At 48.7% G+C, this 23,683-nt stretch carries 19 protein-coding genes; 10 read left to right on the top strand and 9 right to left on the bottom strand.

The features are described from left to right. Positions 1–7 precede the first annotated feature (7 nt). From Q399_RS0113460 to Q399_RS0113445, 4 genes are read right to left on the bottom strand one after another with little or no spacing between them, the layout of a single operon-like run. Positions 8–1,129, bottom strand: a complete 1,122-nt coding sequence (locus Q399_RS0113460; protein ID WP_031569264.1) for an NADH:flavin oxidoreductase/NADH oxidase — start codon at positions 1,127–1,129, stop codon at positions 8–10. Further along, positions 1,126–1,644 carry a lactoylglutathione lyase family protein gene (locus Q399_RS0113455; RefSeq protein ID WP_031569263.1) on the bottom strand — a complete coding sequence of 173 codons (519 nt, stop codon included), beginning with the start codon at positions 1,642–1,644 and terminating at the stop codon, positions 1,126–1,128. The genes Q399_RS0113460 and Q399_RS0113455 overlap by 4 nt, the downstream gene beginning before the upstream one ends. Before the next feature lie 9 nt (positions 1,645–1,653). Next, on the bottom strand, positions 1,654–2,547 hold the full coding sequence (locus tag Q399_RS0113450; protein WP_169739321.1) for an NAD(P)-dependent oxidoreductase: 894 nt from the start codon (positions 2,545–2,547) through the stop codon (positions 1,654–1,656). Between the two features lie 56 nt (positions 2,548–2,603). Then, positions 2,604–3,113, bottom strand: a complete 510-nt coding sequence (locus Q399_RS0113445) for an SRPBCC domain-containing protein (protein ID WP_031569260.1) — start codon at positions 3,111–3,113, stop codon at positions 2,604–2,606. Between the two features lie 245 nt (positions 3,114–3,358). On the opposite strand from Q399_RS0113445, the gene Q399_RS0113440 reads away from it, so the two are divergent. Next, positions 3,359–4,900, top strand: coding sequence for a subtype B tannase (locus Q399_RS0113440; protein ID WP_051685981.1), 1,542 nt, complete (start codon positions 3,359–3,361; stop codon positions 4,898–4,900). Between the two features lie 22 nt (positions 4,901–4,922). On the opposite strand, the gene Q399_RS0113435 is transcribed toward Q399_RS0113440, so the two are convergent. Beyond that, complete coding sequence (locus tag Q399_RS0113435; protein ID WP_031569257.1) at positions 4,923–5,468, bottom strand: acyl-CoA thioesterase; 546 nt, start codon at positions 5,466–5,468, stop codon at positions 4,923–4,925. A 114-nt stretch (positions 5,469–5,582) separates the two neighbouring features. Here Q399_RS0113435 and Q399_RS0113430 point away from each other — a divergent pair, with 114 nt between their 5' ends. The 6 genes from Q399_RS0113430 to Q399_RS0113400 all read left to right on the top strand — a co-directional run bounded on the left by Q399_RS0113430 (position 5,583) and on the right by Q399_RS0113400 (position 12,330). Next, positions 5,583–6,176 carry a TetR/AcrR family transcriptional regulator gene (locus Q399_RS0113430; RefSeq protein ID WP_031569255.1) on the top strand — a complete coding sequence of 198 codons (594 nt, stop codon included), beginning with the start codon at positions 5,583–5,585 and terminating at the stop codon, positions 6,174–6,176. Between the two features lie 160 nt (positions 6,177–6,336). Then, positions 6,337–8,385, top strand: a complete 2,049-nt coding sequence (locus tag Q399_RS0113425; RefSeq protein WP_037046127.1) for a TonB-dependent receptor domain-containing protein — start codon at positions 6,337–6,339, stop codon at positions 8,383–8,385. A gap of 59 nt (positions 8,386–8,444) precedes the next feature. Then, on the top strand, positions 8,445–9,752 hold the full coding sequence (locus Q399_RS0113420; protein ID WP_031569251.1) for a class I SAM-dependent methyltransferase: 1,308 nt from the start codon (positions 8,445–8,447) through the stop codon (positions 9,750–9,752). A gap of 111 nt (positions 9,753–9,863) precedes the next feature. Continuing rightward, a complete protein-coding gene (locus Q399_RS0113415) occupies positions 9,864–10,160 on the top strand; it encodes a hypothetical protein (protein WP_031569249.1) in 297 nt (98 codons plus the stop codon). Continuing rightward, on the top strand, positions 10,097–12,034 hold the full coding sequence (locus Q399_RS21625) for a PepSY-associated TM helix domain-containing protein (RefSeq protein ID WP_157836305.1): 1,938 nt from the start codon (positions 10,097–10,099) through the stop codon (positions 12,032–12,034). Before Q399_RS0113415 ends, Q399_RS21625 begins: the two co-directional genes overlap by 64 nt. Further along, positions 12,034–12,330, top strand: coding sequence for a DUF3325 domain-containing protein (locus Q399_RS0113400; RefSeq protein WP_051685979.1), 297 nt, complete (start codon positions 12,034–12,036; stop codon positions 12,328–12,330). Before Q399_RS21625 ends, Q399_RS0113400 begins: the two co-directional genes overlap by 1 nt. 76 nt (positions 12,331–12,406) lie before the next feature. On the opposite strand, the gene Q399_RS0113395 is transcribed toward Q399_RS0113400, so the two are convergent. Together Q399_RS0113395 and Q399_RS0113390 are read right to left on the bottom strand one after the other, a co-directional pair. Next, entirely contained in the window at positions 12,407–13,207 is an 801-nt protein-coding gene (locus tag Q399_RS0113395; protein ID WP_157836304.1) for a substrate-binding periplasmic protein, read from the bottom strand. A gap of 96 nt (positions 13,208–13,303) precedes the next feature. Continuing rightward, positions 13,304–13,594 (bottom strand): DUF3861 family protein, encoded by a 291-nt coding sequence (locus Q399_RS0113390; protein WP_031569243.1) that lies wholly within the window; start codon positions 13,592–13,594, stop codon positions 13,304–13,306. 105 nt (positions 13,595–13,699) lie between these two features. Here Q399_RS0113390 and Q399_RS0113385 point away from each other — a divergent pair, with 105 nt between their 5' ends. From Q399_RS0113385 to Q399_RS0113375, 3 genes are all read left to right on the top strand, one after another. Continuing rightward, positions 13,700–14,125, top strand: coding sequence for a MarR family winged helix-turn-helix transcriptional regulator (locus Q399_RS0113385; RefSeq protein WP_031569242.1), 426 nt, complete (start codon positions 13,700–13,702; stop codon positions 14,123–14,125). A 172-nt stretch (positions 14,126–14,297) separates the two neighbouring features. After that, on the top strand, positions 14,298–16,367 hold the full coding sequence (locus Q399_RS0113380) for a TonB-dependent receptor (protein ID WP_211253331.1): 2,070 nt from the start codon (positions 14,298–14,300) through the stop codon (positions 16,365–16,367). A gap of 27 nt (positions 16,368–16,394) precedes the next feature. Next, the gene (locus Q399_RS0113375; protein WP_031569238.1) at positions 16,395–17,516 is read left to right on the top strand and encodes a PepSY-associated TM helix domain-containing protein; all 1,122 of its coding nucleotides are present in this window, start codon (positions 16,395–16,397) and stop codon (positions 17,514–17,516) included. 101 nt (positions 17,517–17,617) lie between these two features. Here Q399_RS0113375 and Q399_RS0113370 read toward each other — a convergent pair whose 3' ends face one another. Then, positions 17,618–21,202 (bottom strand): tyrosine-type recombinase/integrase, encoded by a 3,585-nt coding sequence (locus Q399_RS0113370; RefSeq protein ID WP_031569236.1) that lies wholly within the window; start codon positions 21,200–21,202, stop codon positions 17,618–17,620. Further along, on the bottom strand, positions 21,199–23,679 hold the full coding sequence (locus Q399_RS0113365) for a hypothetical protein (RefSeq protein ID WP_031569234.1): 2,481 nt from the start codon (positions 23,677–23,679) through the stop codon (positions 21,199–21,201). Before Q399_RS0113365 ends, Q399_RS0113370 begins: the two co-directional genes overlap by 4 nt. Positions 23,680–23,683 lie beyond the last annotated feature (4 nt).

Here is a 23,683-nt window from a genome sequence, read left to right as displayed (position 1 = left end):
ACTAGGTTTACTCAGCTCTGGTGAGTGCTGCAGGGCGTCGATACCTGGCTAACCAATGAGCGTACTGCGTCGGCAAAACGCTACTGGCGTTAATCACACCCAATTGGCAAGCAAGTTCATACGAATAACAAGGATTGGCCAAGTGTGCGCGGCCTATCGTGACTAAGTCCATTTGCTCTTTAGCAACAACTTCATCTGCGGTGATTGCATCATCAAGCGACCAGCTGCTGGCGACTGGTAACTGGCATTCTTGACGCACTCTTGCTGCTATGGGGGCCATAAAACCTGGTTTATTCCAAGGGATATTTGTTTCAGGGATCACAAAGTTCATGCTGACGCTTACCAGATCAACGCCTTTTGACTTCATGATATCGACTACTTTGATTGCTTCGCTTAATGTCTGCTCATCATTATCGTCGAACTCAATCACTCCGAGTCGTACGGTCAACGGTAGTTTTGTCGGCCAAACAGCTTTGACTGCATCAATGGTATCTAGCATAAACCGAGCCCGGTTTTCCAAACTACCACCATAATGATCGGTTCGTTTGTTGCTGTGCAAAGATAAAAAACTTTGTGCCAGATAACCGTGGGCAAAATGTAATTCCAGCCATTGAAACCCGGCTTCTGCAGCCCGGATAGCCGCATCAACAAAGTTTTGTTGAACGCGTTCAATATCCTGCAGTGTCATTTCAGCAGGTATTTTAGGGAGATGAGCTCCATATGGCAGGGCGGAGGGACCAATCGTTTGCCATCCGCGAGAGTCTGTTTGGTCAATATGGTCATCGCCATTCCAGGGTTCATTAGCACTCGCTTTACGGCCAGCATGCGCGAGCTGGATACCTGCCACAGCGCCTGTAGCCTTTATTGCTGATGCAATTACACGAAGGCCCTCAGTGTGTGCATCTTGCCACAGCCCTAGACATCCCGGAGTAATTCGGCCTTCCGGAGCCACCGCTGTCGCTTCAACAATCACCAGTCCAGCCCCACCTTTTGCCAGAGATGTGTAGTGTGGCAGATGCCACTCAGTAGCGAATCCCTCCAGAGCGCTGTATTGGCACATCGGCGGGACGGCAATGCGGTTACGTAATGTGACGCTTTTTAATACAAATGGTGTAAATAATGCTGTCATTTTGCGTCCTTTGCGGTGGTTTGATAGGCCCCGGCTGCGTAAGTCAATTCATAGCTGTGGCTGTAAATTTCGAGAATATTGCTAAATGGGTCTTCCATGTACACCATGCGGTAGGGTTTCTCACCTGGAAAGTAAAACCGAACAGGCATTCTCTGTTTGCCACCGGCAGCAACAATTTTTGCAGCTAATCCTTCAACATCAGGATCTTGGACACAGAAGTGGAAGACTCCTGACTTTTTGTAATCGAAATTGTTTACAGGCCTCTCAGCTCCGACAAATTGAAAAATCTCCACGCCTACCCGGTCCGCAGTTGAAAGGTGTGCAATTCGAAAAGATTGCCATCCCTTACCGAACACATCAGTACACATGATGCCGATTGCCGAGTCGTCTTCAACAATTGTGGTTGGTGGCATAATCAGATACCACCCCATAATTTCTGTATAAAACTTCACTGCAGCGTCTAAATCGGTGACTGACAAGCCTATATGTGAAAAAGCTCTTGGATAGGTGGACATGAGCATTCCTTAACTAGTGGCTGAATAAGCTTTGCGGGGAAAGCTTTCGCTGGTTTGGTATAATTTCGCGACTGCAGTCATGTTCTCTTCAGCGTAGCCGCGTTGAGCTGCCCTTTGAAAGATGCCGAGTACCGTGTTAACAACTGGCATATGGTGTTTGGATAACGCTGTCGTATACCCCAAGTCTTTGTTAAGTAACTCGACTGGAAATTGAGGGCTGTATTCTTCGGCTAACATTGACATGGAAAGGTAGTTCGCAACGGGCGCCCAAACGGACGTTGTTGAAATTGCTTTCAAAATACTGGTGGCGGATAGACTATGTTCACGGCAAGCACCCAGTAGTTCAGCAAAGAGCGCAACCTGAGTTCCGAGCAAAGCGTTAGTGAAGAGTTTAGTCACAGCGCCACAGCCAATATCGCCGACTAGGTTGATTTGGTTGCCAAGCAGAAGCAAGGTTGGCTTCACTCGCTCAATGAGTGTCTTATCACCGGCCGCAAAAAATACTAACTGACCATTTTCAGCTGCAGGTCGGGAACCTGATACTGGCGCTTCGATAAATGAAATATTTTTTTTGTGCATGAGAATGGACAATTGCTTAACCCATTCAAATGACAACGTAGAACAATCAATAGCAATGGCACCTTCCCTGATTGTTTTCAAAGCACCAGTACCAGAATCGCTCCAGACATATTTTGAGGCGATATCATCGCGCACCATAGAAAACACCAAATCGGCTTCGCAAACAGCGGCAGCAGGTGTAACGGCTATTCGTGCGCCTTTTTGCATCAGTGGATACGCTGCCGATTCTGTCCGGTTCCAAACAGTGAGGTCGTGCCCTGCGTCCAGCATGCGATTTGCCATTCTGCTGCCCATTGCACCTAACCCAAGAAAAGCAATTTTCATTGTGTTTCCCCTAAAATAGGCAGTCATAGAGACTGCCTCTGACTGGAATTATTGAGTTATTGATTGGCTGCAAGAGCGGCCGACACCATGCCGTCTAACCATTGTTGGTGACCATTGATCATCGGATTCGGAACTGTTCGCGCTAATTCTTTTGCCGGAGCGCCATTCTGCGTCTCTTGGGTCAGGATCCGTACACGGCCTTCAGGTAAGTCTTCTAATAACCAGGCATGGTGCACATCAAGACGGCTTTCGCTTTCTCCAGCCCAACCATGCCACGCGATGCGTGCTGGTTGTCCAGGTACAGGTGCAATCAATTCGACGACTTCAGCTTCAACCGGAAAGCCGAAAGTCTCGAAATAAAAGCGGTCATGTAATGCCAATTCTTTACTTTGGCTGTCATAAATGCGTGGGTTCGCAGAATTGCTGTAATACGTTGGCCATAACGCCGGGCTTACCAGCAAAGGCCAAATCTGTGCGACTGAGAGGCCACTCACGATCACTTCATTTGAACAAAAATTGTCGGTAAAACCGGGAACGTAGCCTGCTGGCCATTGAATACTTTGCATGATTTCTCTCCAGTGGTTGGTAAACGCCGACAGATTAATCATCGGGATAACACCTGACCAATCGGGCTTACTGATATCAGTTATCAGAAATGCAAATAAGTCCCGAATCAGTTCTTGTCTAAACTGATAACTAAGCCGGTTTAGCAGAATTCGATACAGGTAAAGAAGAGGTAAAGCATCAGCGACACTGGTTTATAACTGATAGATTGAGAATGATTCTTAATAACATGTTTTGGAGATTTGTGATGATTTACCAAATCGCTATCACGATAGCAGGTTTAACTATGGCGACCGCCGCGACTGCCGCGGATTCGTCTGCTGCCTCTGTACTCTCTTTTGATATGACTGCAGGTGTTGAGCGGACATTAACGGTCAGTGGTGTCGAGGTGAAATACCTAGCATTTGAGGGGCTAACCTACGTGAAAAACCCACTCGAGCCAAAATACCAGCAACTAAACGTCTATATCCCTAAGGCTTATGCCGAGAACAAAACTCAGGGACGATATAAAGCCGATACGGCACCGATTTTTTTGCCGAATCATGTCGGGGGCTATATGCCTGCTTTGCCAAAAGCTCCCGGACTTGGGCGCGATCAGCAACCTGATGCGATGTCAGTCGCTTTGTCCGAGGGGCTAGTTGTCATTTCGCCCGGCACCCGTGGCAGAACCCTACAAGATCAAAGTGGAAAATTCACCGGCAAAGCGCCAGCTGCTATTGTGGATTTAAAAGCCGTGGTGCGTTATCTGAAGTTCAACGACCAACGCATGCCTGGAACTGCGGAGCGAATTATTTCAAACGGGACCAGTGCCGGTGGTGCTTTGTCTGCTTTACTCGGTGCCAGTGGTGATGCGCCTGAATATCTGCCTTATCTAGAGAAACTTGGCGCAGCGCCCGGCAGTGATGCCATTTATGCGGTCTCCAGCTATTGCCCTATTACAAACCTGGAACACGCCGATCTGGCTTATGAATGGATGTTTCATAGTATTCATGAAGCGACACGGCCTAAACGTTCCGGTGGTCCAGCCTTTGGACCTGCGCCAGCGAATGGACCAATGGGTGCTAAGTCCGAACAAGACCGGCCTCGCCGGCCTGCCGGGGCACCGATGTTCAATACCGGCCCGATGTCGCCAGAACAAATAAAAGTCTCTGCACTTTTAGCCGCGGGATTTCCAGCTTATCTGAACTCACTGCAACTGACCTGGCAGGGACAGCCGCTGCAGCTGGATGCCAAAGGTTCCGGAACATTCAGAAACTATCTGCAGCAACAGTTGGAAAAATCGGCTGAGCGAGCCAAGCAGGACGGTCAGAATGTCAGCAGCGTCAGTTGGCTCAGTGTTGGCAGTCAAGGTTTTAAAGCTGATTGGGATCGCTACATTGCAGCGACCGGACGCCTGAAAAAAGCACCAGCCTTCGACTCACTCGATTTAAGCAGTGGTGAAAACAGCCTGTTTGGGGATAACAGTACCGACACCAGACATTTTACTGAGTGGGGTCATGCGCATCACACTGGTCCGGCGGAAAAGCCTGAAAAGCTTGCACCGGCAAATGTTGTGAGCATGATGAATCCAATGAATTTTATCGGCAATCCAAAAGCGAATAGCGCAGTGCATTGGCGAATCCGACACGGTACTGCAGATAACGATACGGCCTTGGCGGTTCCTGCAATCTTGGCATTGAAACTGGAGAACAGTGGGAAACAAGTCGATTTTGCGTTGCCATTTGGCCAAGCACATGGTGGCGATTATGACCTGCCTGAATTGTTCGATTGGATCGCTAAATTACCGTGAAACAGAAAGGGAACAGCAGGTCTTAGACCTGTTGTTCCGCTTCCCGGATGTTCTCACTCAACGCATCACAGCTGTCAGACCATTGTGAGATCCAGCTCGGTAGTGTTGGTGACTCACTGGGTAAACCCATGCCTTCAACAAAAGCGCCAGGTTTGAGAATATTCCGGCCAGCACGGAAGACTCCGCGCATAATGACGCTGCCAAGGACGCGGTTGTGGCGCTTGAAGTCATGTTGAACAAAAATCCATTTCTCATCCCAGCCTAACATGCGGGTATGGATTTCGAATTTTTGGAACAATTTGAGTTCTTTACGAAATTTCCCCCAGTTGTCTCCCACTATAGGTAATGCTTTGTGCTCCAAAGCAACTTTATAGGCGCCGCTACGAAACAGATAATCCATCCGTGCGATATCCGCCATTGAAAAGTAGCGGCCATTGGTCACGTGACGATTGATATCTAGATCAAAGGGCCACACCCGCATCGTTGTGATGATGGTACTGTCTGGTGACACCTGACGACGCCAGGGTCGGCTTAAGAGTAACTTGCTGAGTCTGAACCATAAATTCATCGGGATCTCCAATTCACAGCAGGGCGCTAATTGGCGGTGCCATAGCCCCAAAGAGTTATATCGACTGATATAATACCAATACTGGATATTTTATAACAGTCGATATAATTCGCCATGAGCAAACAACAGAGTAAGCAAAAGCTGGTCGCTGCTGCCGCCGATTTACTGCGTCGGCGTGGCTTGCAAGCTACGAGCGTTCGTGAATTAGCCAAGCACGCCGGTGCACCGTTAGGTTCTGTTTATCATTACTTTCCGGGCGGCAAAGCGGAGTTTGTGGCTGATGCTGTGACCTTCACCGGCGGTCAAGTGGAAAAACAATTGGCGGATTGTCTCGCATTGGGACCGCTGGACGGATTCAAACGATATTTTGCGCAATGGCGCACTGTATTATTGAGCTCCGGTTATGCCGCTGGCTGCCCTCTGGCGGCTATTTCGATGGATGCACAGGCAAAGCAGGATGCTCCTGAAGCGCTCATCCGGGTTTCTAAAGTTTTTCATGATTTACGCACACAAATTGCGGTTTGTTTACAGGCTGAAGGGCTTGCACAGCCTCAAGCTGAACAGTTAGCCACAACCATCATTGCTATCACAGAAGGGGCGATCCTGATTTGTCGGGCAAATCAGGATCTGGATGCGCTCGAAGTTGCCGAAAGCTCTGTACTGAGTTTACTGTCGGGATCCTTGATAAGCTCAGCCAGTGAAGCCTGAGAGGAAAACTCACAAATCTTGAGGTGGCTTTATTTACGATTCTTTACAAAACGCTTTGGTCTTTACACAAAACTTACGTTCACTGACATTGAATTGATCTAATGATAATCATTATTATTCGCGTGCTTTTTTCAGGCACGCTATTTGAGGTTCTCCAGTCATGTCAGTATCCCGTCGTACCTATACCTGCTGTGCAGTCGCAGCTGTTTTGCATGCAGCTCCCATTTTCGCTGAAGAAGCAGCCGATAAAGTTGAAGTGATTGTTGTCACCGCTTCCGGTTATGAACAGAATCTTCTGGAAGCGCCAGCCACCATGTCAGTGATCAGTGGCGATGAGTTACGAAAAAAGGCATACACCGATATCACTGATGCATTAAAACATGTCGCCGGTATCCAAATCATGGGCGGTGGTGTAGAGCAATCAATCCTGATCCGGGGGATGGCTGCTGACTACACGCAGTTTTTAATAGATGGCAAGCCGATGCAAGGGAACGATAGTTTTGGGCTTAATGGCGCTCAGGCCGGTACACCAATTAACTTCCTGCCACCGATCGAGGCCATTGAACGTATTGAAGTGATCCGCGGGCCTGCTTCATCGCTGTATGGCTCTGATGCCATGGGCGGTGTGATTAATATTATCACCCGTAAAGTTCACAACGAGTGGAATGGCGGTATCACCACAGAGTACAGCAAAGCAGACTCTGATAACAAAGTGAACGAAGATGGTTTTCAGACCAGCGTTTATTTAAATGCCCCATTAATCAAAGATACTTTGTCGCTGCAATTGAATGGCGCATTGCAAAATCAGGAAGAAAGCTTATTTGTTGGCGGTTCTGACAGCGCAGCTTCTGATCCTGAATACAAGAAAAAGAATATTGGCAGCAAGCTAGGCTGGCAGGTCGACAAGGATAATATTGTAACCTTAGGGCACACTTATGCATGGCAAGAGCGGCTGCACAGGCCTGGCCGCAGTCTCGCAGCTCGTGCAACCGAAAGTTACAGCCAATCAATCAAAAACAATTATTTTCTGACACACGAAGGGAATTACGAAGGCTGGACTTGGAAAAGTTATGCCAATTATGACACCAGCGAAAACCCGAGTCGTATCAATGCCAATACCGGAAACGGTATTAGCTTTGATGTGTTGACGGTGAATTCTCAGGCTACGTTGATCCTTGACCAGCATACGCTGTCAGGTGGATTCACTTTTGAAAATGAAAGTTTAAAGGATGGTGCAACGAATGGCCTCCGCCCCCCCGTCATCCCGGTTGCTGACGCTATTGTGACGATGGAACGAGACCAATATTCGGTCTATCTGGAAGATCACTGGCGTTTAATTGATGATCTGACACTGACTCTCAGTGGGCGATTTGATGATAACGAGCGGTTTGGCAGTCACTTCAGTCCAAAAGCTTATGCTGTTTACAGCTTGAGTGATAATTTTGTACTCAAAGGTGGTGTGACATCTGGCTTTAAGGCGCCGAGTCTGCGTCAAAGTGCCACGGATTTTGGCGCAACCTCAATGGGTGGAGTGGTCATTGGTAACCCTGAACTCAAACCGGAAACAACGCTGAACTATGAGGCAGGCATTGGCTACACCAGTTCAGATAACGAAATTGATACCTCATTGGTCGTTTATAAAACCGACTATGAAGACAAAATCAATCGTACCGGTCGGATTTGTCTGCAGAATCAACCATGTACTTACAAAGGTACCGAGTATCCGGCCCATCAGTTTGGCTACACCGCTTATGAAAACATTGATGAAGCTGAGTTAAAAGGTGTCGAAATGACTTTCGACTACCGGATCACCGATGCGCTGAAATACCGCCACAGCTATACCTATACCTCCTCAGTGGCAAAAACAGGCACTTACGCAGGTCAACCGCTCACTGACTTGGCCAAACATATGTTCAATGCTTCGATCGACTGGGAAGCGACGGACCAACTGACCTTGTGGGCACAAACCAACTTCCGCAGTAAGACAACGGGGCGTTGGCAAACCGGTACCAGTGGCGCGTCCAGCAACGGTATTCAATATCCGGCATATGGTTTCACAGATCTGGGCTTTGCTTACAAACCTAAAGATGACTTGATGCTGAAAGCAGGTGTTTACAACGTCGGCAATAAAGAAGTCACCTCAGCAGAAAACTATGCCTACATTCTCGATGGCCGTAAGTTTGTATTCTCTGTGAGTCACACATTCTGAGTCTGGTTGATTCAGCCAGCTTACCTGTTCATGGTGAGCTGGCATCTGGAGCACTTTAAATGAAGCAGACTCAGAGTGACTATCTGACAGATGTCCCCTACAGCTATTCATTTTACAAAGAAATGACGCCGGGGTGGCTTAGTACTGCCGCGATGTTTCAGGGCGTTGCTGCACCTGATCCGACACTGTCGTTTCGGTATTGCGATCTTGGTTGTGGCTTTGGCATTAATCTGCTGGTCGCAGCGCTTGCATATCCACAAAGTGAATTTATTGGGGTCGATTTAAATCCCGAACATACTGCAGCAGCTCAGGCCATGGCTGATGCTGCTGACTTGTCAAATGTGCGTTTTATAACCGGTCGTTTTGCCGATGTACCTTTATTGTCGCTTGGTACTTTTGATTATGTAGTTTGCCACGGGGTCTGGTCATGGGTCAGCCAACAGGTACGGCTCGAGCTGCAAACTGCGTTTGATCATTTATTGTCAGAGCGCGGGCTAGGATATTTACACTACATGTGTCATCCGGGTTCGACCCGGATGCAGCCGATCCAAAAACTGATCCATGAGATAGCTAAAAACGGAATAGGTGGCCGCTATCCGCTCAATAATGTGCAACTGGCGATAAAATTGTTGGCAGCAACCGCACAAGCCGGGGCTTTCCACGATTCACCTGATTTCGAACTGCACATCAAAGCGATGACGAAACACCCGGAGAATTATCTGGCGCACGAATTCCTTACTGAATATTGGCTTCCCGAGCATTCAGTCGATGTGCATGAACGGCTTGCAACAGAGAATATCAGGTACCTCGGTAGTGGAGTGCTAACAGATAATATCGATAGCATCTCAATTCCTGCAAATTTGCAGCCTGTTTTGCAGCAAATTGGGCAACATACGGTGCGGGAATTGTTCCGTGATTTGGTGAGAAACCAACGCCAACGCGTCGATATTTTTCAGCGAAGTGCCGCCCAGTTAAACAAAGCGCAACAGCTGCGACAATTGAATACATTGACCTTTGCAAAAGTCCCGGGTGCAGTGATGCCACAGCGCCTCGCAACGTCCATCGGCATGATTGACTGCCCGGCACCATTGGTTGAGCCGCTCTGGACAAAACTTCAGCTGCAACCGCTCTCTTACGCAGAATGCTGCGCAATACCGGTTTACCGCCAAAATGTAGCAACGTTACAGCAGTTGCTTCAACTGATGATGTGTAACGGCATCATTCATCCGATTAATCAAGTATGTCAGGCGGACCACATCACAAGGCTGAATAAACTTAGTCAGCAATTCACTCAATGGCGGATTGCGCTGATGGTACTTCCTGAATTGGGTACTGCAATTATCAGCGGTCAAAACTTATCACTGTAAAGAGTGTGTAAAAACTCTGGATAACCAGATTTTAAAGCGAATAATTCGCGATCGTAATAATGTTCCTGGTCCAGTACGAGGCGGGCTAAACATGGGGTGTATGAGATCCAAATGAAAAATGATGATTTAACCCGCTCCCGCTGGATGGTATTCATACGATGCGTGCTGGCAGCTGCGGGCGGCTTTTTGGTCGCGAACTTGAGTGTCGCGATGGTCGGACTGCTGTTTACCGACACGCAGGCTTTAGCAACTTACAGTGCGATGCTGTTTAGCTTCACCGTTTGGTTATTAGTGGTGTTGTTGGTTTTTCACCTGCGCAGTGTGCGTGTGGCGGCGTTGTCAGTGTGCTCTGCATCAACTGCCATGCTTTTAATCGTGCAAGGCTTGCAGATCTGGAGAGGCGTATGAAAGGAAGCTTCAGGCAATCCATGAGTTGGTTGCATACCTGGGTTGGGCTTATTGCCGGATGGGTGTTGTTTTTTGTGTTTGTAACAGGAACGGCAAGTTATGCGACCCAGGAAATAACCCGATGGATGCAGCCAGAGCGGCCTATGCAGGGTCCAACCAACTTGGATATCAAAGCGCAGTTTGATGCAGCCTATCAACAATTACTGCATGACCCGCGTGCACAAGATGCCCAGAGTTGGACTATCAACTTTGTCAGTGATGCCCGAAACAGTCAGCAGCTATCTGCCAGCTGGTCGATGCCTGCAGCAGAGGGCGAGCGTCGAGGCAGAACTGAGACTATTTACCTGAATCATCAGACGGGTGCCGCTGAGCCTCTGACGGAACAGCCACGTGAAACTGCCGGTGGTCGCGCGCTATTGCGGATGCATTATGCATTACATTACATCCCTTCAGATACGGCGATTCTGATCGTCGGTGTGTGTACAATGTTGATGCTGATCGCTTTGGTTACCGGAGTCATCGCACACAAAAAAATCCTGCAGGATTTTTTTACCTATCGTCCGGCGAAAAATTTACGCTCCTGGTTAGACGCACATAATGTGGTCAGTATCGCCGCGTTGCCTTTTTTCCTGATGATTACCTACAGTGGATTGATCTTTTTCCTCTACACCTATATGCCGCTTGGTGTGCCATTTACCTATGGTTTTTCTGAGCAAGACAAGCAAACTTATTATCAGGAGTTAATGCAACAAACGGGCAGCCAACGCATTTTGGGCTTAGGTGGTGGCGGTGGTCCGCCAAGACAAGCACAGGGAGCAGGTGAAAGACCACGGATGGATGGGACTACGCCAACAGAACAGCAGTCTCAGCGCAGTAGCAGGCCTGATCAATCTGCGCAAGTCGCTGGTTCAGAGCGGAATAGCGAGCGAGCAAACCGAAGTGGTCAGGGGCGTCAACGTTCAGGCGAACATCGTGGTGATGGAACAGCAACCATGCGGGGTGCTGATGGTCTCGGCATACAGGCCAAACGGTTTGTGAATTTGGTCCCATTATTGTTACAAGTTGAACAGCAATGGGGTACCGGTCAGGTCCGCTCATTGACTATAACACCTGCTGTGCGTGGTGAGCCTGCCAAAATTCAGTTTAGCCCGGCTTTTTCCGAGACTATTCGGCGAAGCAGAGGGGCTGGAAATATCGAATTTAATGCATTTACCGGTGCAGAAATCAAAACGTTACCCAATGAGTTAGCTGCGCCTGAGGTTTTTGGTAGCAGTATGCTTGGTTTGCACGAGGGCCTCTTTGCAGGCACCGCAGTACGTTGGATGTATCTTATTTCAGGTTTTTTGGGTTGCGCGATGATTGCAACCGGTCTGGTGGTCTGGACTGTAAAGCGACGCCCCAAGTTGGAAAAGACTGGTGAGTATCGTGTGTGGCATCAATCGGTTGAACGCCTGAATGTCGCTACTATCGCTGGCTTGAGTTTCGGCCTCGCTTGTTATTTCTGGGCTAACCGGCTTATCCCTGCCGACCTGGCAGGACGCCAGCAATGGGAGATCCACGTGATGTTTATTAGCTGGGCTTTGTTGGCAGCTTTCAGTCTGTTTCGCCCGGTGATGTTGGCATGGCGAGACAGTCTCACCATCACATGCATAGCATTTTTGTTATTGCCGGTTTTAAACGCCCTGACGACAGAACGTTATCTGCTCAAAACGATACCACAGGGTGACTGGGTACTTGCGTCGATAGATTTGGTTTTTATCGCTTTGGGTTTGATGTTTGGCTGGGCTGCATTGAAAGTGCGCAGCAAGGGCGCTAGCAATCAGCGAAGAGCGCAATCTACTCAAGCAATGCAATCTACAGCTGGAGGCATTTGATGGGGGCATCGTTGTTGCTGATATTCAGTCTTATTGCCGCACTGGCGGCTATGGTGTGTCTTTCGCTGGCGATGGAAAAACACTATCAGAGCATGTTTGAGTCACAGTTGTCTGTTGCCAAAATCAGGATGCTTAAATTAACCGGCTGGCTGTTGCTGGTCGCGTCACTTGGTCTCTGCGTGGAGCTATGGGGCGGTGTTATTGGTTCTGTAGCATGGGTTGGTGAGTTGACGGTTGGCTATGTCGCAGTTGTCTTGTTGTTGGCGTGGCCTGTCGGCTTTAGCCGGAAGTCTTGATAGTCACAGGAGGAGCAGAATTGTCGCTGCTCCTCCCAAAAGGAGTGACAGGGCAGACAGTGATTTTTCCGGTTATTTACTCAGGGTTTTTAGCGGTGATGCCATTCGCATCCTTGAGTTTGGCAACTTCTTTCTCAATAGCTTGAGTGGCAAAAATTTTATCAACAGTGCCATCAGTGATTGCCTGCTCTAACGCCAGTTTCACTCTGTCAGCGAGTTCCGGCGTAACAGAATTTTTTGATAACCCCAGATACACCAAGCTTTGAGTCGGCAGAACCCATGGTGATTTAATCCGGGTGAATGTGTTAGGTGGAAAATTCTCTATCGCGACTGTTAGTGCAGGCATCGATGGAGCAACCAACACGTCCGCTCTGCCTCTGCTGATGATATTCAGACCGGACTGAATATCAGCAACTTCGGTCAGCTGCTCTTTTGGAAAGTTTTTTAGAAAGTCGACGAAGTTTTGCTCGTAATGATAGCCATGCACTGTAATAACAGAAGCGTGGCGCAAACGCGAAGCATCTGAGAGGTCACGTTTTTCGTCTTGTCTGACAATAAAAGAGTCACGCCTTTTTGCTCCCATGGGGATTAAAGTCATGATCTCCTCACGTTCAGGTTTGTGCAGCAGATTTGTCATCACATCAGCTTCACCTGCTGCAATCAGCTGAAAGCAACGTTTCGGTGGTGTTTTCGGCATGATCACCAATTTGAAATCTGCTACTTTCGCTAAATGCTGCATTAACTGCACACTTGGCCCTTCAGGTTGGCGATTACTGGTATTAAATTCGTGGTAGCGAGGAAAGTGGTCCAAGCACCATCTTAACTCTGCAGCATTGGCAGAACATGCAAGAAATAGCGTGATCGCGAGAAATCTCATAGCTTTTTTCTGCTCCGCACACCGAAAACTCAACACAGAGCATAACATGTTAATCGGTTGAGATAATTGTCAGATGTGGTGATCTGATGAGTTAGATTATCTCATTGGCCGCTTGGGTTTGACAACCTGCATCATGGCGCGAAAATGTGGTGCCAATTCCCGCATCGTCGGATGTGAACGCTCGGTCATGATCACTTCACCGAGTAGTTTTAAGCCCAATAAAAAGGCTTGAGATTTTTCTGCAGAAAGCCCCAATCCTGCACTTACTTTGGGTAGTAGTTCCGTCAGGCTGTCGTGCAGCGTGGTATCAAACAGCATCACTTCTTGTGTGTGCTCGTTTTGCTGTGGATGGGTTTCAACCACTGATATGCGGTAAGAGTTGTTCATCGTGTGTACTCCAATTGAATGTAAGCATTGCCAAAACAGACTTGTTAGTTGACAATATCAACTATGCTTTATTGGTTGATATTGTCAACTAAATTTGGAGCTATGATGCAAGCGAATTCATTTAAGCCTGAGTTGCTGTTTCAGGTTTTGCAAAATTATAAAACTGCGCTGCAGCGTGGTTTTAAAAGCCATCAATTAGCGTTGTCAGCACTTGATGCCAAAATCCTGAAATTGATTGCCCATCAGGGCATCAATACGCCCCAGATGTTGGCGCAATACAGCGGCAGAGATAAAGCACAAGTCACCCGGCTATTAAGCGATATGGAGCAGCGGGGCCTGATTGAAAAAGTCCCGCACCCAACTGATAAGCGGAGTGTTTGCCTGGTGCTATCAGCAGATGCGTTAGAGCTTATCGCGCACATCCGTCAAATCGACGCTGCAATTAGCAGTCAGATGTTGGCAGGGCTGGACCAGGCACAGCAGCAAACGCTCAGTCTGCTGTTACAAAAAATTGCTGATAATCTGCAGTGAACCTTTAGTGCCTTCTGAGTCGGGCAGGTATCAACCAATACTCAGCTATAAGTGGCTGAGTATGTTGTCGCGCGACGTTCCGAACCTGCCGGGTGCGACAATTTGTCACGCTGTTCGGTCCAAACCCTTCCTTTATAATCTGCCGCCCGATTAAAACTGTAAGGATTTCATTGTGTTTGCCGCCCAGTCTCGTCGCCGTTTTCAGAAAAATACTGTCGCTTTGATGGTTTCTTTTATTCTTCTCCAGCCTGCTGTTGCGGCAGAATCCAGCAAGGATACTGCGAAAAAGACTACACCTTCCAAAGGTGATACCAGTTTTGTTATTGGTGAGCATATTGAAGTGACCGGAAAGCGACTGACGGATGCCAGCCGGGTCCTGACTTCGGTCGACCGGTTGGGCGCGGATGTTGCGCAAAATTCAAATGCGGATTTTGCCTGGCGGTTGATTGGCCAGTTACCTGGGGTCATGACGACAGAATTTAATCAGGGTTCTTCCAGTGGCAAATTGTCATTCCGCGGTTTTAATGGCGAAGGTGAAGTCAACGCCGTCAAATTGCTGATTGATGGGATTCCATCCAATTCTAATGATGGCAATATGCCTTATCTGGATATGATTTTTCCGCTCGAAATTGAAGCGGCCGAAGTCGTACGCGGCACCACGGACCCGCGTTTTGGTCTGTACAACATTGCCGGTCACGTTAATTTTATTACCCGCAGTGGTGGGACTTATCTCGACAGCAGGTTGTCCGTTGGCAGCTTTGGCAAAGCGCAGGCGCAGTTCGCCGCCGGTCTGGAGCAAGATGGTTTTCGGCAGAACTATGCACTGAATTACCGCAAAGCTGATGGTTATCGTGATCATTCCGAAGCCACCAGGCTGGGTTTCTCCGGCAAATGGGGCTGGGACATGACAGAGCAACTGACGTTGCATGCCAGCGCCAGAACCTATAGCGCGGAGCAGCAGGAACCGGGGTATCTGACTGCTGATGTTGCTGCAGCGACACCAAGAGCGACTAATGCCTATAACGCGTCTGATTTGGATGAGCGCGACATGGACCAGTTCAGCCTTGGGCTGGATGCACATTTATCAGAGCTGGCATCGGTTAAAACACTGGTCTGGCTGAATACACTGGATGACGACCGGTTTGTGAAATTTTCTGCCGGGACTTCACAACAAAACCGTGTCACTCAAGAGCAGCATTATGGTGCCAGCAGCACACTCGGTGTGGCGCCGGAAGTCGACGGATTTGAACATGTGCAGCTGGAATTGGGTGCCAGCATTGAAAAACAGGACAACGAATCCAGACGCTATTTGACTAAAGAGCGGGTGATCACCAGCCAAACGCGGGATCAGCAATATGATTTATCCGTTGCCGGTGTCTATGCCCAGCTATCAATGGAGCCTGTGTCCTGGTTGCGGATCACGCCGTCATGGCGACTCGACAAGGTCGATGGCGATTTCCAGGATTTTCGCGCCAAAACCAGCGCGGATATCAATGACTACGGCACTATATCTCAGCCGAAACTGGCGCTGGCGATCCTGGCCTCTGAAGATGTTACCTTATTTAGCAACTGGGGCCGCAGCTTTCAGATAGGCGCAGGCTCTGGCGCGTATTTGATCCCGCCGCGCCAGGTTGATCTGGCGCCGTCGGTTAATGATGGCTGGGAACTCGGTGTGAAATACCAGACCTCCGCGCGCACCCAATTACGCACGACGCTGTGGCAGCAGACTGCAACCGGTGAATTTAAGCGTAAGCTGAATGACCCGCTTGGCGATTTTGATAACTTGGGTGCCACCCGGCGTAAAGGCGTCGATGTGCAATTTTCAATAGCACCGACGCAGGCGCTGAATCTGTGGGCCGCTATCGCCTGGCAGCAAGCACAGATTGAGACGCCGGACCCTGCTACGCCCGCGCTCGCTGGAAATGATATCGACCATATCCCGCAGTGGATCCACAGTGCCGGTGTTGACTACAGCCTGTCCGATCAATGGCTGCTGTCCGCCTCGTTGCGTGCCCAGTCATCGTATGAACTGACCACCAGCAATGATCGCGGCCGGTATGGCAAGTATCTGTTGCTGGATGCGCAGGCACGCTACATCATCAATACGCAGCTGGAAGTGAGCCTGCAACTGCAAAATCTGACAGACGACGCTTACGAGTATGTCTGGTGGGATGGCAGCCAAACGTTGCACAGCCCGGGCGAAGGGCGGGCGGTGACCGCGGCTGTGCATTTGCGTTATTAACCCTGAGATTGGCAATTAGGTAGTTTGATGAAGGGATCCTGGCGTTTATTGAGCCGTCGGCTGCATTTATGGCTGGGATTATCGGTGGGCATGATTTTGGTGTTAATCAGCCTGTCCGGTGCTGCCATTGTGTTTTATGTCGAGCTGGACCAATGGTTGCACCCGGAACTTCAAGTACCAATGCCACAGAGTGGCGAGCCGGATTGGGATCAGGCAGTCAGGACACTTCGTGCCAGTTATCCGGATAAAACCGGGCCATGGCGGTTGGAAGTTACGCCGGAGCTGCAGCTGATCCCGGCCCGTTATAACCAGCCACAGGAAACAAAGGGCCAGCATTTTGCACCGCTGTTGGTCTGGTTATCAGCCGATGGTCGTCAGGTGTTACGTCAGGACTATTGGGGTCAGTCTTTACTGACCTGGTTGTATAACCTGCATTATAAGCTGCTATTGGGCGCGACTGGAACTTTGTTGCTAGGTTACCTCGGCATTGCCACGCTGGTGCTGCTGATCTCAGGCCTATTGGCCTGGTGGCCGCGTCGCGGGCAGTGGCGAAAAAGCCTGGTATTTAAAGCCCGAAGTAATAAAGTCGGGCTACTCTACGATTGGCATAAAACGATTGGATTATGCTGTTTACTGCCTTTGATGCTGTTGACCGCGACGGGCGTGATGCTGGCATTGCCGGGACCGACCCAGACTTTACTGCAGGTATTGCCGGGCCAAAAGCCAAACCCAGGCTTGTTATCCTGGCAGACTGCAGCAACAGATGCAGTAATCACCCCTGTGATCCCGCTCAGCGAAGCTATCAAAAAGATCAGGCACGAAGTGCCGCAAGCCATTCTGGCCTGGATTGAAGTGCCGGCGCAGTCTGGAGGTTACTATCAATTCCGTGTGCAGCTGCCAGGCGATCCGTCACGGCGCTTCCCACACAGCTATATACAAGTTGACCGGCACAGTGGCGCTCTTGTACGGATCCAGGATATCCGTGAGCGAGGTAGCAGCGAAACAGTGAAAAACTGGTTGCATCCTTTGCATGACGGCTCTGTGGGGGGGATTTGGTTGCGTGTGGTATGGATTTTCATTGGAGTTAGTCCTTTCCTGCTTATGTTCTTAGGGCTCTGGCGATATTACGAGCGCATCCAACGAGTATGAGTTAATTAGCAACACAGTATACTTTCTGGGCTGGATTTCGCGTCCTTGGGTCGCTATTGGCAGTGGCAATATCCATATCACGCAATTTCTTCCAAACTCCATCAATTGTCTTTGGTTTTTCTGCTCCGCCTTTTCGGTTTTTTGTCACTATAGTCTGACCACATGTCATTTAGATCTGACTTCTGATTGTCCTGAGAACTCATCATACTATCCAGGTCAGACGGTTGATGTTGCTTTTTTTCATCGATGCCATCAATCTCTTTAGATTTTAAGAAGCCAAAAAACGTTTCGTCTGACATACCACTAACCTGAGCAACTGCGGGGTCAAAGAGAGGTGGATTGATTCGTTGATATTCAGCCGCTTTTGCCTCTTCGGCTTTCCGTTGTTGTCTGGCAACGTATTCCTTGTGCATCGCCTTTGTGATGGGAATTGGGGCAATCTGTTGTTGTAGACGTGCTCCGTCATAGAAATACAGCATGGTCATCCCAAGGGTTAAACCTATGTCTGCAAATGGCTTGCTGACCTCGCGTGTTGGTGTGTGCCGCAAAGTGATGTCAGCAAATGGAACATTGCTGATATCATTGACGGCGACCAGCTGTGTATTCACAACAAAACCCGCAAATTCAGGCGTTTGCCAATCCACGAGTATTTTTTCCTTCTCATTTATGGCGATGTTGTGATGGCAATGAATACTCACGTTCAAATAATAGGTATTGGGCAAAGTGCGCAGAATTGGTTTGAGCCATTGTACGAACAACCAGAGTTGAGCTGGCTCGCGGAATTGACAATTCAGTGCGCTGATAGGGCGGGTGACTACGACGTAATGACATGCTTTGAGCACATCTAATTGTTCATCGTCATTGAGCTCTTGATACGAGTTCACAATAGCCATCGCTTTGCTGGTAGCAATATGCCAGGTAGACCATTTGGGTAGCTGATAACCGGCAATATTGCTCGGAGGGCTATTTTCGGACGACTGACGCGTTGCACGATTTCTTTTTTGTTGCCGGTACTCTAGGAGCTCAACAGCAAACACAAATCTGTCTGGTTCTAGCTTTTTGTCTGAAGCCCAGACGCGGGGGGCATTTGGATCGGGGTCAATATCCGTATCGCGATAGCGAGTATCTTCATAGAGTAGGTTTTCTTTCCACTCTCCCATGGCCTTGCTGGTGTATAGCAGAAATGCCTGATAAAACTCCCAAATTTCGTGAAACCCGGATGGTTTTTTGGGTTGGTCCGTGGGGTTACTTTCCTTGGCTTGCTGCTCACTATTGGATAATTCAGGAGCTTTACACCATGGCGTTAATTCAGCGGCGAGTAGCGCCGTAAAACCGATTTGATTTAGCCGGTAAAAGTAATTACGCCGGGACATACTCAGTAACTTAGCCGTAGCATCTTGGTGTAAGGCGTAAAGACGCCAGTTTTCAGCGGTGTAACACCACTGCATCGAGTGCAGATAATGAAACAGCGTAATGGACGGGCTCGAGTGCCCAGCTAGGCTACTGACGGCATGTAATTCCCCCCGAATCGCTGAACTGTGAGTCTGTAAGAAATACTGCTGTCGGGCCTCAGCTAAATGCGACATCACTGCGTGGGATAAAAACGGCGTCAACGGATGTGTGGTTGGATATTTGTGTTGCTGCCAATACCAGAAGGTCCATGTCACAAAACTATGGCGCAACCTGTGATACCGAAAATCAGGATCGCCAGTGATCTCTTGCAGCACGGCCACCAAAGGCTTGAATGCAAGATCAGTATCGAGTGGTTTGTCGGCATGTGCGCCGACAAAGAGATACTTCGATGGGTCTTTAGGTTGTCGCAGTTTGAGGAAATTACTGAAGCAATCACGCTCTTCCTTCGATAATAATAGGCCCAGTGGCAAGCGGCGAGTGGCCGATTTACTTTTTAGCTGGCGCTCCGAATGCGGCCGTACTAAAAGCTCGGAGAGCGATGATACCTCGTCAAGGGAAGTGCCCGGGGTCTGAATATCTTCAAAGCGCAGATAAAGCGCTTCGCTGCGACGGAGCCCACAACGAAATCCTAAAATCAGTAGTATAAGCCTGATGTGGTCTGCATCCGGCGCTTTAGATAACACGACACGTCGTAGTAAGGTTTGGTAGGCGCTGCTGTATTCCGCAGGGAGCAAGATGTTCGCATCAACCATCAATGCTTTGTATTTGCTACCTCGCATGACAAAACCTGAACACACGTAGCTCGGCTCTAACTGGTATTCCTTTTCTAAAAACAGATGAAAGTCACGCAGGATAGCCGCGCGTCTCATTTGCCCTTGTTGTTTCGGCGCATCATCGATGACTTCATGGTAATACTCGTCAAGGTCTGCAATATTCATTTTTAATGGGGAGTGAGCCGCAAACAGCCGCGTTAATGGCCTTAATATCACCCCCAGGTGAGAAATCAGGGTACTTGGTTTGAGTTTGCCAGACCATTTACTTTGCGAAGTGAGTCGAAATGCAGCCCATTCAATCAGTAACCGTGTAACAGGTAGCAGCACGAACTCCGTCGATTGCGCCATCGCTTTTAATGTTGCGGACAAGTTGCGGAGGGAATGTTGTTGTGGGCTGTTTGACTGGTCACTATCCGCTGCTGATGCGCCGGAGGCCAATTTTTTCTTCACAATGGTTATTACGGCCACGCAGTCTGTTATCGATTGGCTGATAGGTTTTGATAGCAGAGCCAGTTCTTTGTCTGACTTACGCTGTTTGCTTTTATGTATCGAAGGTACACCAGGCGCAGATGAGAGAAATGAATAAGCATGTGATGGCCCGGTTCTGGTTGTTATTGTTAATAGGCGTCTAAATGCTTCTGGGGCAAGTGACAGGTTGGCTTCTTCCCCGGCTAACACAGGCAGATGACAGGCTGTATGCGTCAGCGACAACCTGGCTTCAATGATTTTGAGCAGTTTCTTTATGCGCTCTTTACGCTGCCTGAGCAGCTCGTCAAAATGCGGCAGTCCAAAGGATTTCAAAAAGTAACTGAGACAACTCTGAATATTCAGTTGCTGAACTGCCGGGTGCTCTGCCCAATTTGAAGTATGTCGCATATTCAACAAGCGAGGTAACAGCGTGCTACTGACAGGGTCTGGGATCCAAATCATGTGGGACTGGTCGGCAGCTTCTAGCTCATACCAAACGACGTTATTGTGCTGATAGGGCGCGGCGTAGATGGTCTGATGCAACAGGCTCTTCAGTAAATCGACGCGTAACAGCCCGCCAAAACGACTAGCGGCGTACAGCAGCTGTCCGACATAGAACTTTGCCTGTGTGTGTATTGACTGGTGAAGAGGTGAGCCGTTTAAGGTAACGTCGGGATTACGCAAAAACTGCTGGTCAATGTAGTCAATTTCCGGCAGGTAAGAGGCGTATTGTTCCCGTAATGGTGGCTTGGGGCGTTTGATCAGAATGGGGTTTCTGATTTTAAGGCCATAGAGTGCACTTCTGTTAGCCAGAATAAATTGATTGAGCAGATGGATGAGTTCGGTCGCTGTCTTTGCCGTGTCATCTTGGCCCATGTCATTACGCGAACGCTTGCCGTACAGTTCCCAAAAAATCTGCGAGTAGTGCGATTGACTCAGTTTTGCAGGGACCTCGTCCACATTGCTTCTATGCAACTTTGTGGTCTTTAGTAGCAAACTTTGTAATTCCGCTGGTAGTTCTGAGAACGTCATGAAGTCAGCCCCGATATTGCTCTAAGCTCAAGCACCTGAACTAGAGCATCAAGATATGGGACGAGAGTCTGTCGGACATCCTCAAGGGACATCGTGTTGTGTGGATGCCAAACCGTCTCACCCAAATTGCCATGCCCGAGCAGCGCGTCAATGCAGTAGCTTGGTACTGACTGGCTTTCGAACCAGGATCGTAAAAACTTGCGATTGCCGTTCGGAGGCCCGGAGAAAAACTCTTGCAGAGTTTCTTGCAACAGGCTGGGTTTAAAGGGCATCAGCGAGACCTTGTAACTACTATCAACATTCGCTGTGTTGGTGAAAAAGAACGGTTCAGGACTACCGATGCCTTGCCATTTCCTGAGGGCTCCAATCCGATGTAATCGTCCAAGCATTGCCTGCATATGCGCTTGATAAGCCTCTGCAATCTCTATCGCAACCGGATGCAGCGGAATGGTTCTGGTGTGATACTCGTCGGCGCTGTCTTTGTCCCGAACTACCGCAACTTTGCTGCTATACAAAATCTGCCGGGCAGTGATAAAGCCCTGATGTGTAGGTCTTAATCCAGTAAGCAGACCTTGCGCAACGATACAGTAAGCTGTGAAGTAATTATGAAAGTGTACCCAATCCTGGTTTAGCAGGTTTTTACGTAGCTCTTGTAATTTGGTGGATAACTTTGCCAGCAGGCTTTGGTAGTCCTGCAACTTTGGCGCCTGACGACAACCAATGTTGTCGGTTTGTATCGGTGAGTCATAGGCAAATGCGGGCTGGTCGAGCAAGTTCGCATCCTGCAGTACCTGGGTAACCAGCTGCTTATATCGCTCCTGGAGTAACTTTGCATTGAGTGACGTGTAATACAGTCTTGCCTGGCTGCCAGGAGCAGGCCTATTGAACATCAACGTTGCACACGCAGTGCCGAACATGGCACAGGCGCGCAAAAACAGAAAGCTTGAAAGCTGATGCGCACTGACATTAAGTCCGGTTGCAAGCTCAAGCCTGTCTTGTAGAGCAGTGCCACCAGCAGAGTACTTAGATTCACTTAACGGATAATTTGGATCTTTGAACTCGTCAATTAGTCTAGTAATGTAATTCTCTGAAGCTTGCAATAAAATGGTTGGTACCGGCAACAGCAGGGCTTTTGCACGTGAATCATTCTTTAAGTTAAAAGCGTATTGAACCGAAAATACTTTTAACGCCAAGCGTTTATTTTCGCCAAAATCCAGCTTGGGATATTTACTATTGTCCCAGTTTAGGCTGGTCGATATTAATTGGTGCGGTAGCATTGCACAGAAAAAGACCATTGCGGTAATGCAGGCAACTTCATGCTCATCCCCATATTTCTCTGGTTGGCGACACCAGTTCAGTAGGCGATACACGTCACTGTTGGATAAAGTCTGCTGATTGGTGAGATATTGATGCTGCCGTTCAACTCGCCGCATGATTGACTTAGACAATCGGCGGCCATGAAAAGCCGCGATATAGGCTTCCATCGGCTCCGCGTCAGCAAACAAATAAACCTCATCTTGTTGCTGCTCGAATAAGTCTTCACCGGCATCAACCAGTTCATCATCAAGTTCCGGCTGCATTACCGAATAAAGCAATTCCTCTGCTTCATCGGGCAACGTTTCAATTTGGATGAGAAGGTCACTTTCCAGCGCAGTGACACCGTATCTTGGGATGTCTCCATCCACTCGTGAATGTCCAGACGGACGCCTATCCCGGTTGCCGCTGCCACGACGCTTTTTCTGATAACCGATAAGGATTTCGAGAGTTTTAATGACGCGAGTTATTTCATGGTAGAGGGCAATCACTCTTTCCCTTGACTCTGTGTTGGATTTTTCTCCTGCTCTTTGAAGCTCGGCGTAGGTAAGCGTGTGGTTATTGCGAAAATAAGCGCGATATTCGTAGAGCCAGCCAATAAAACAACGAATGTTCTTACATGCTGAGCAGTCTTTTTGTCTTAACCACTGCAAAGCCTGTTCATTGATTGTCATTTCCCGAAAAAAAAGGCCCACAAATTTATATTCGTAGGCCATAAATCGTTGGGTATCCCGGATGCGACCCTGCATCAGAAACGGCAGCACAAACAAGACTTGCCGCAGCCATTTAAAAAAATCCGCATTATCAATACTTAAAATGTAATGGACTGAATAAAACGGATAGTGGGTAAAGCTGCCACGGAATAGAGTCTGCAAACCTCGTTTACCGGGATGACGGTGATACTTGCGAGCTGACGGTAATTTTTCTTCCAGAGTTTCGGCCAATTCCAGCCATTGATGGGTATGCTGGACAATATTTGCATTGAGGCTGATGTCTTCGAACCAGGCATCGCTGTAGGTGGTAATAAAGTTTTTCAGTACGCCAGCCAATCTTCTCATGTCAGGTGGCGTATTCAGGTGCCGCAAAAATTCGGCGTATTGGATCCTCTCACTATCCGAGATGTCCATCAATGCAAAAACTTCATCAAACTCGGTTCGGTACAACGGC

Origin of the sequence: Rheinheimera texasensis DSM 17496 (assembly GCF_000711985.1) — a bacterium.
Classification (GTDB): Bacteria; Pseudomonadota; Gammaproteobacteria; order Enterobacterales; family Alteromonadaceae; genus Pararheinheimera; species Pararheinheimera texasensis.
The sequence above is the reverse complement of the archived record's forward strand: the minus strand, read 5'-3'. Positions and strand labels throughout refer to the sequence as shown.

Excerpts from the sequence above, each read along its gene's own strand:
- Q399_RS0113460 (WP_031569264.1), bottom strand. The coding sequence starts at position 1,129 with ATGACAGCATTATTTACACCATTTGTATTAAAAAGCGTCACATTACGT.
- Q399_RS0113455 (WP_031569263.1), bottom strand. The coding sequence starts at position 1,644 with ATGTCCACCTATCCAAGAGCTTTTTCACATATAGGCTTGTCAGTCACC.
- Q399_RS0113450 (WP_169739321.1), bottom strand. The coding sequence starts at position 2,547 with ATGAAAATTGCTTTTCTTGGGTTAGGTGCAATGGGCAGCAGAATGGCA.
- Q399_RS0113445 (WP_031569260.1), bottom strand. The coding sequence starts at position 3,113 with ATGCAAAGTATTCAATGGCCAGCAGGCTACGTTCCCGGTTTTACCGAC.
- Q399_RS0113440 (WP_051685981.1), top strand. The coding sequence starts at position 3,359 with ATGATTTACCAAATCGCTATCACGATAGCAGGTTTAACTATGGCGACC.
- Q399_RS0113435 (WP_031569257.1), bottom strand. The coding sequence starts at position 5,468 with ATGAATTTATGGTTCAGACTCAGCAAGTTACTCTTAAGCCGACCCTGG.
- Q399_RS0113430 (WP_031569255.1), top strand. The coding sequence starts at position 5,583 with ATGAGCAAACAACAGAGTAAGCAAAAGCTGGTCGCTGCTGCCGCCGAT.
- Q399_RS0113425 (WP_037046127.1), top strand. The coding sequence starts at position 6,337 with ATGTCAGTATCCCGTCGTACCTATACCTGCTGTGCAGTCGCAGCTGTT.
- Q399_RS0113420 (WP_031569251.1), top strand. The coding sequence starts at position 8,445 with ATGAAGCAGACTCAGAGTGACTATCTGACAGATGTCCCCTACAGCTAT.
- Q399_RS0113415 (WP_031569249.1), top strand. The coding sequence starts at position 9,864 with ATGAAAAATGATGATTTAACCCGCTCCCGCTGGATGGTATTCATACGA.
- Q399_RS0113400 (WP_051685979.1), top strand. The coding sequence starts at position 12,034 with ATGGGGGCATCGTTGTTGCTGATATTCAGTCTTATTGCCGCACTGGCG.
- Q399_RS0113395 (WP_157836304.1), bottom strand. The coding sequence starts at position 13,207 with ATGAGATTTCTCGCGATCACGCTATTTCTTGCATGTTCTGCCAATGCT.
- Q399_RS0113390 (WP_031569243.1), bottom strand. The coding sequence starts at position 13,594 with ATGAACAACTCTTACCGCATATCAGTGGTTGAAACCCATCCACAGCAA.
- Q399_RS0113385 (WP_031569242.1), top strand. The coding sequence starts at position 13,700 with ATGCAAGCGAATTCATTTAAGCCTGAGTTGCTGTTTCAGGTTTTGCAA.
- Q399_RS0113375 (WP_031569238.1), top strand. The coding sequence starts at position 16,395 with ATGAAGGGATCCTGGCGTTTATTGAGCCGTCGGCTGCATTTATGGCTG.
- Q399_RS0113370 (WP_031569236.1), bottom strand. The coding sequence starts at position 21,202 with ATGACGTTCTCAGAACTACCAGCGGAATTACAAAGTTTGCTACTAAAG.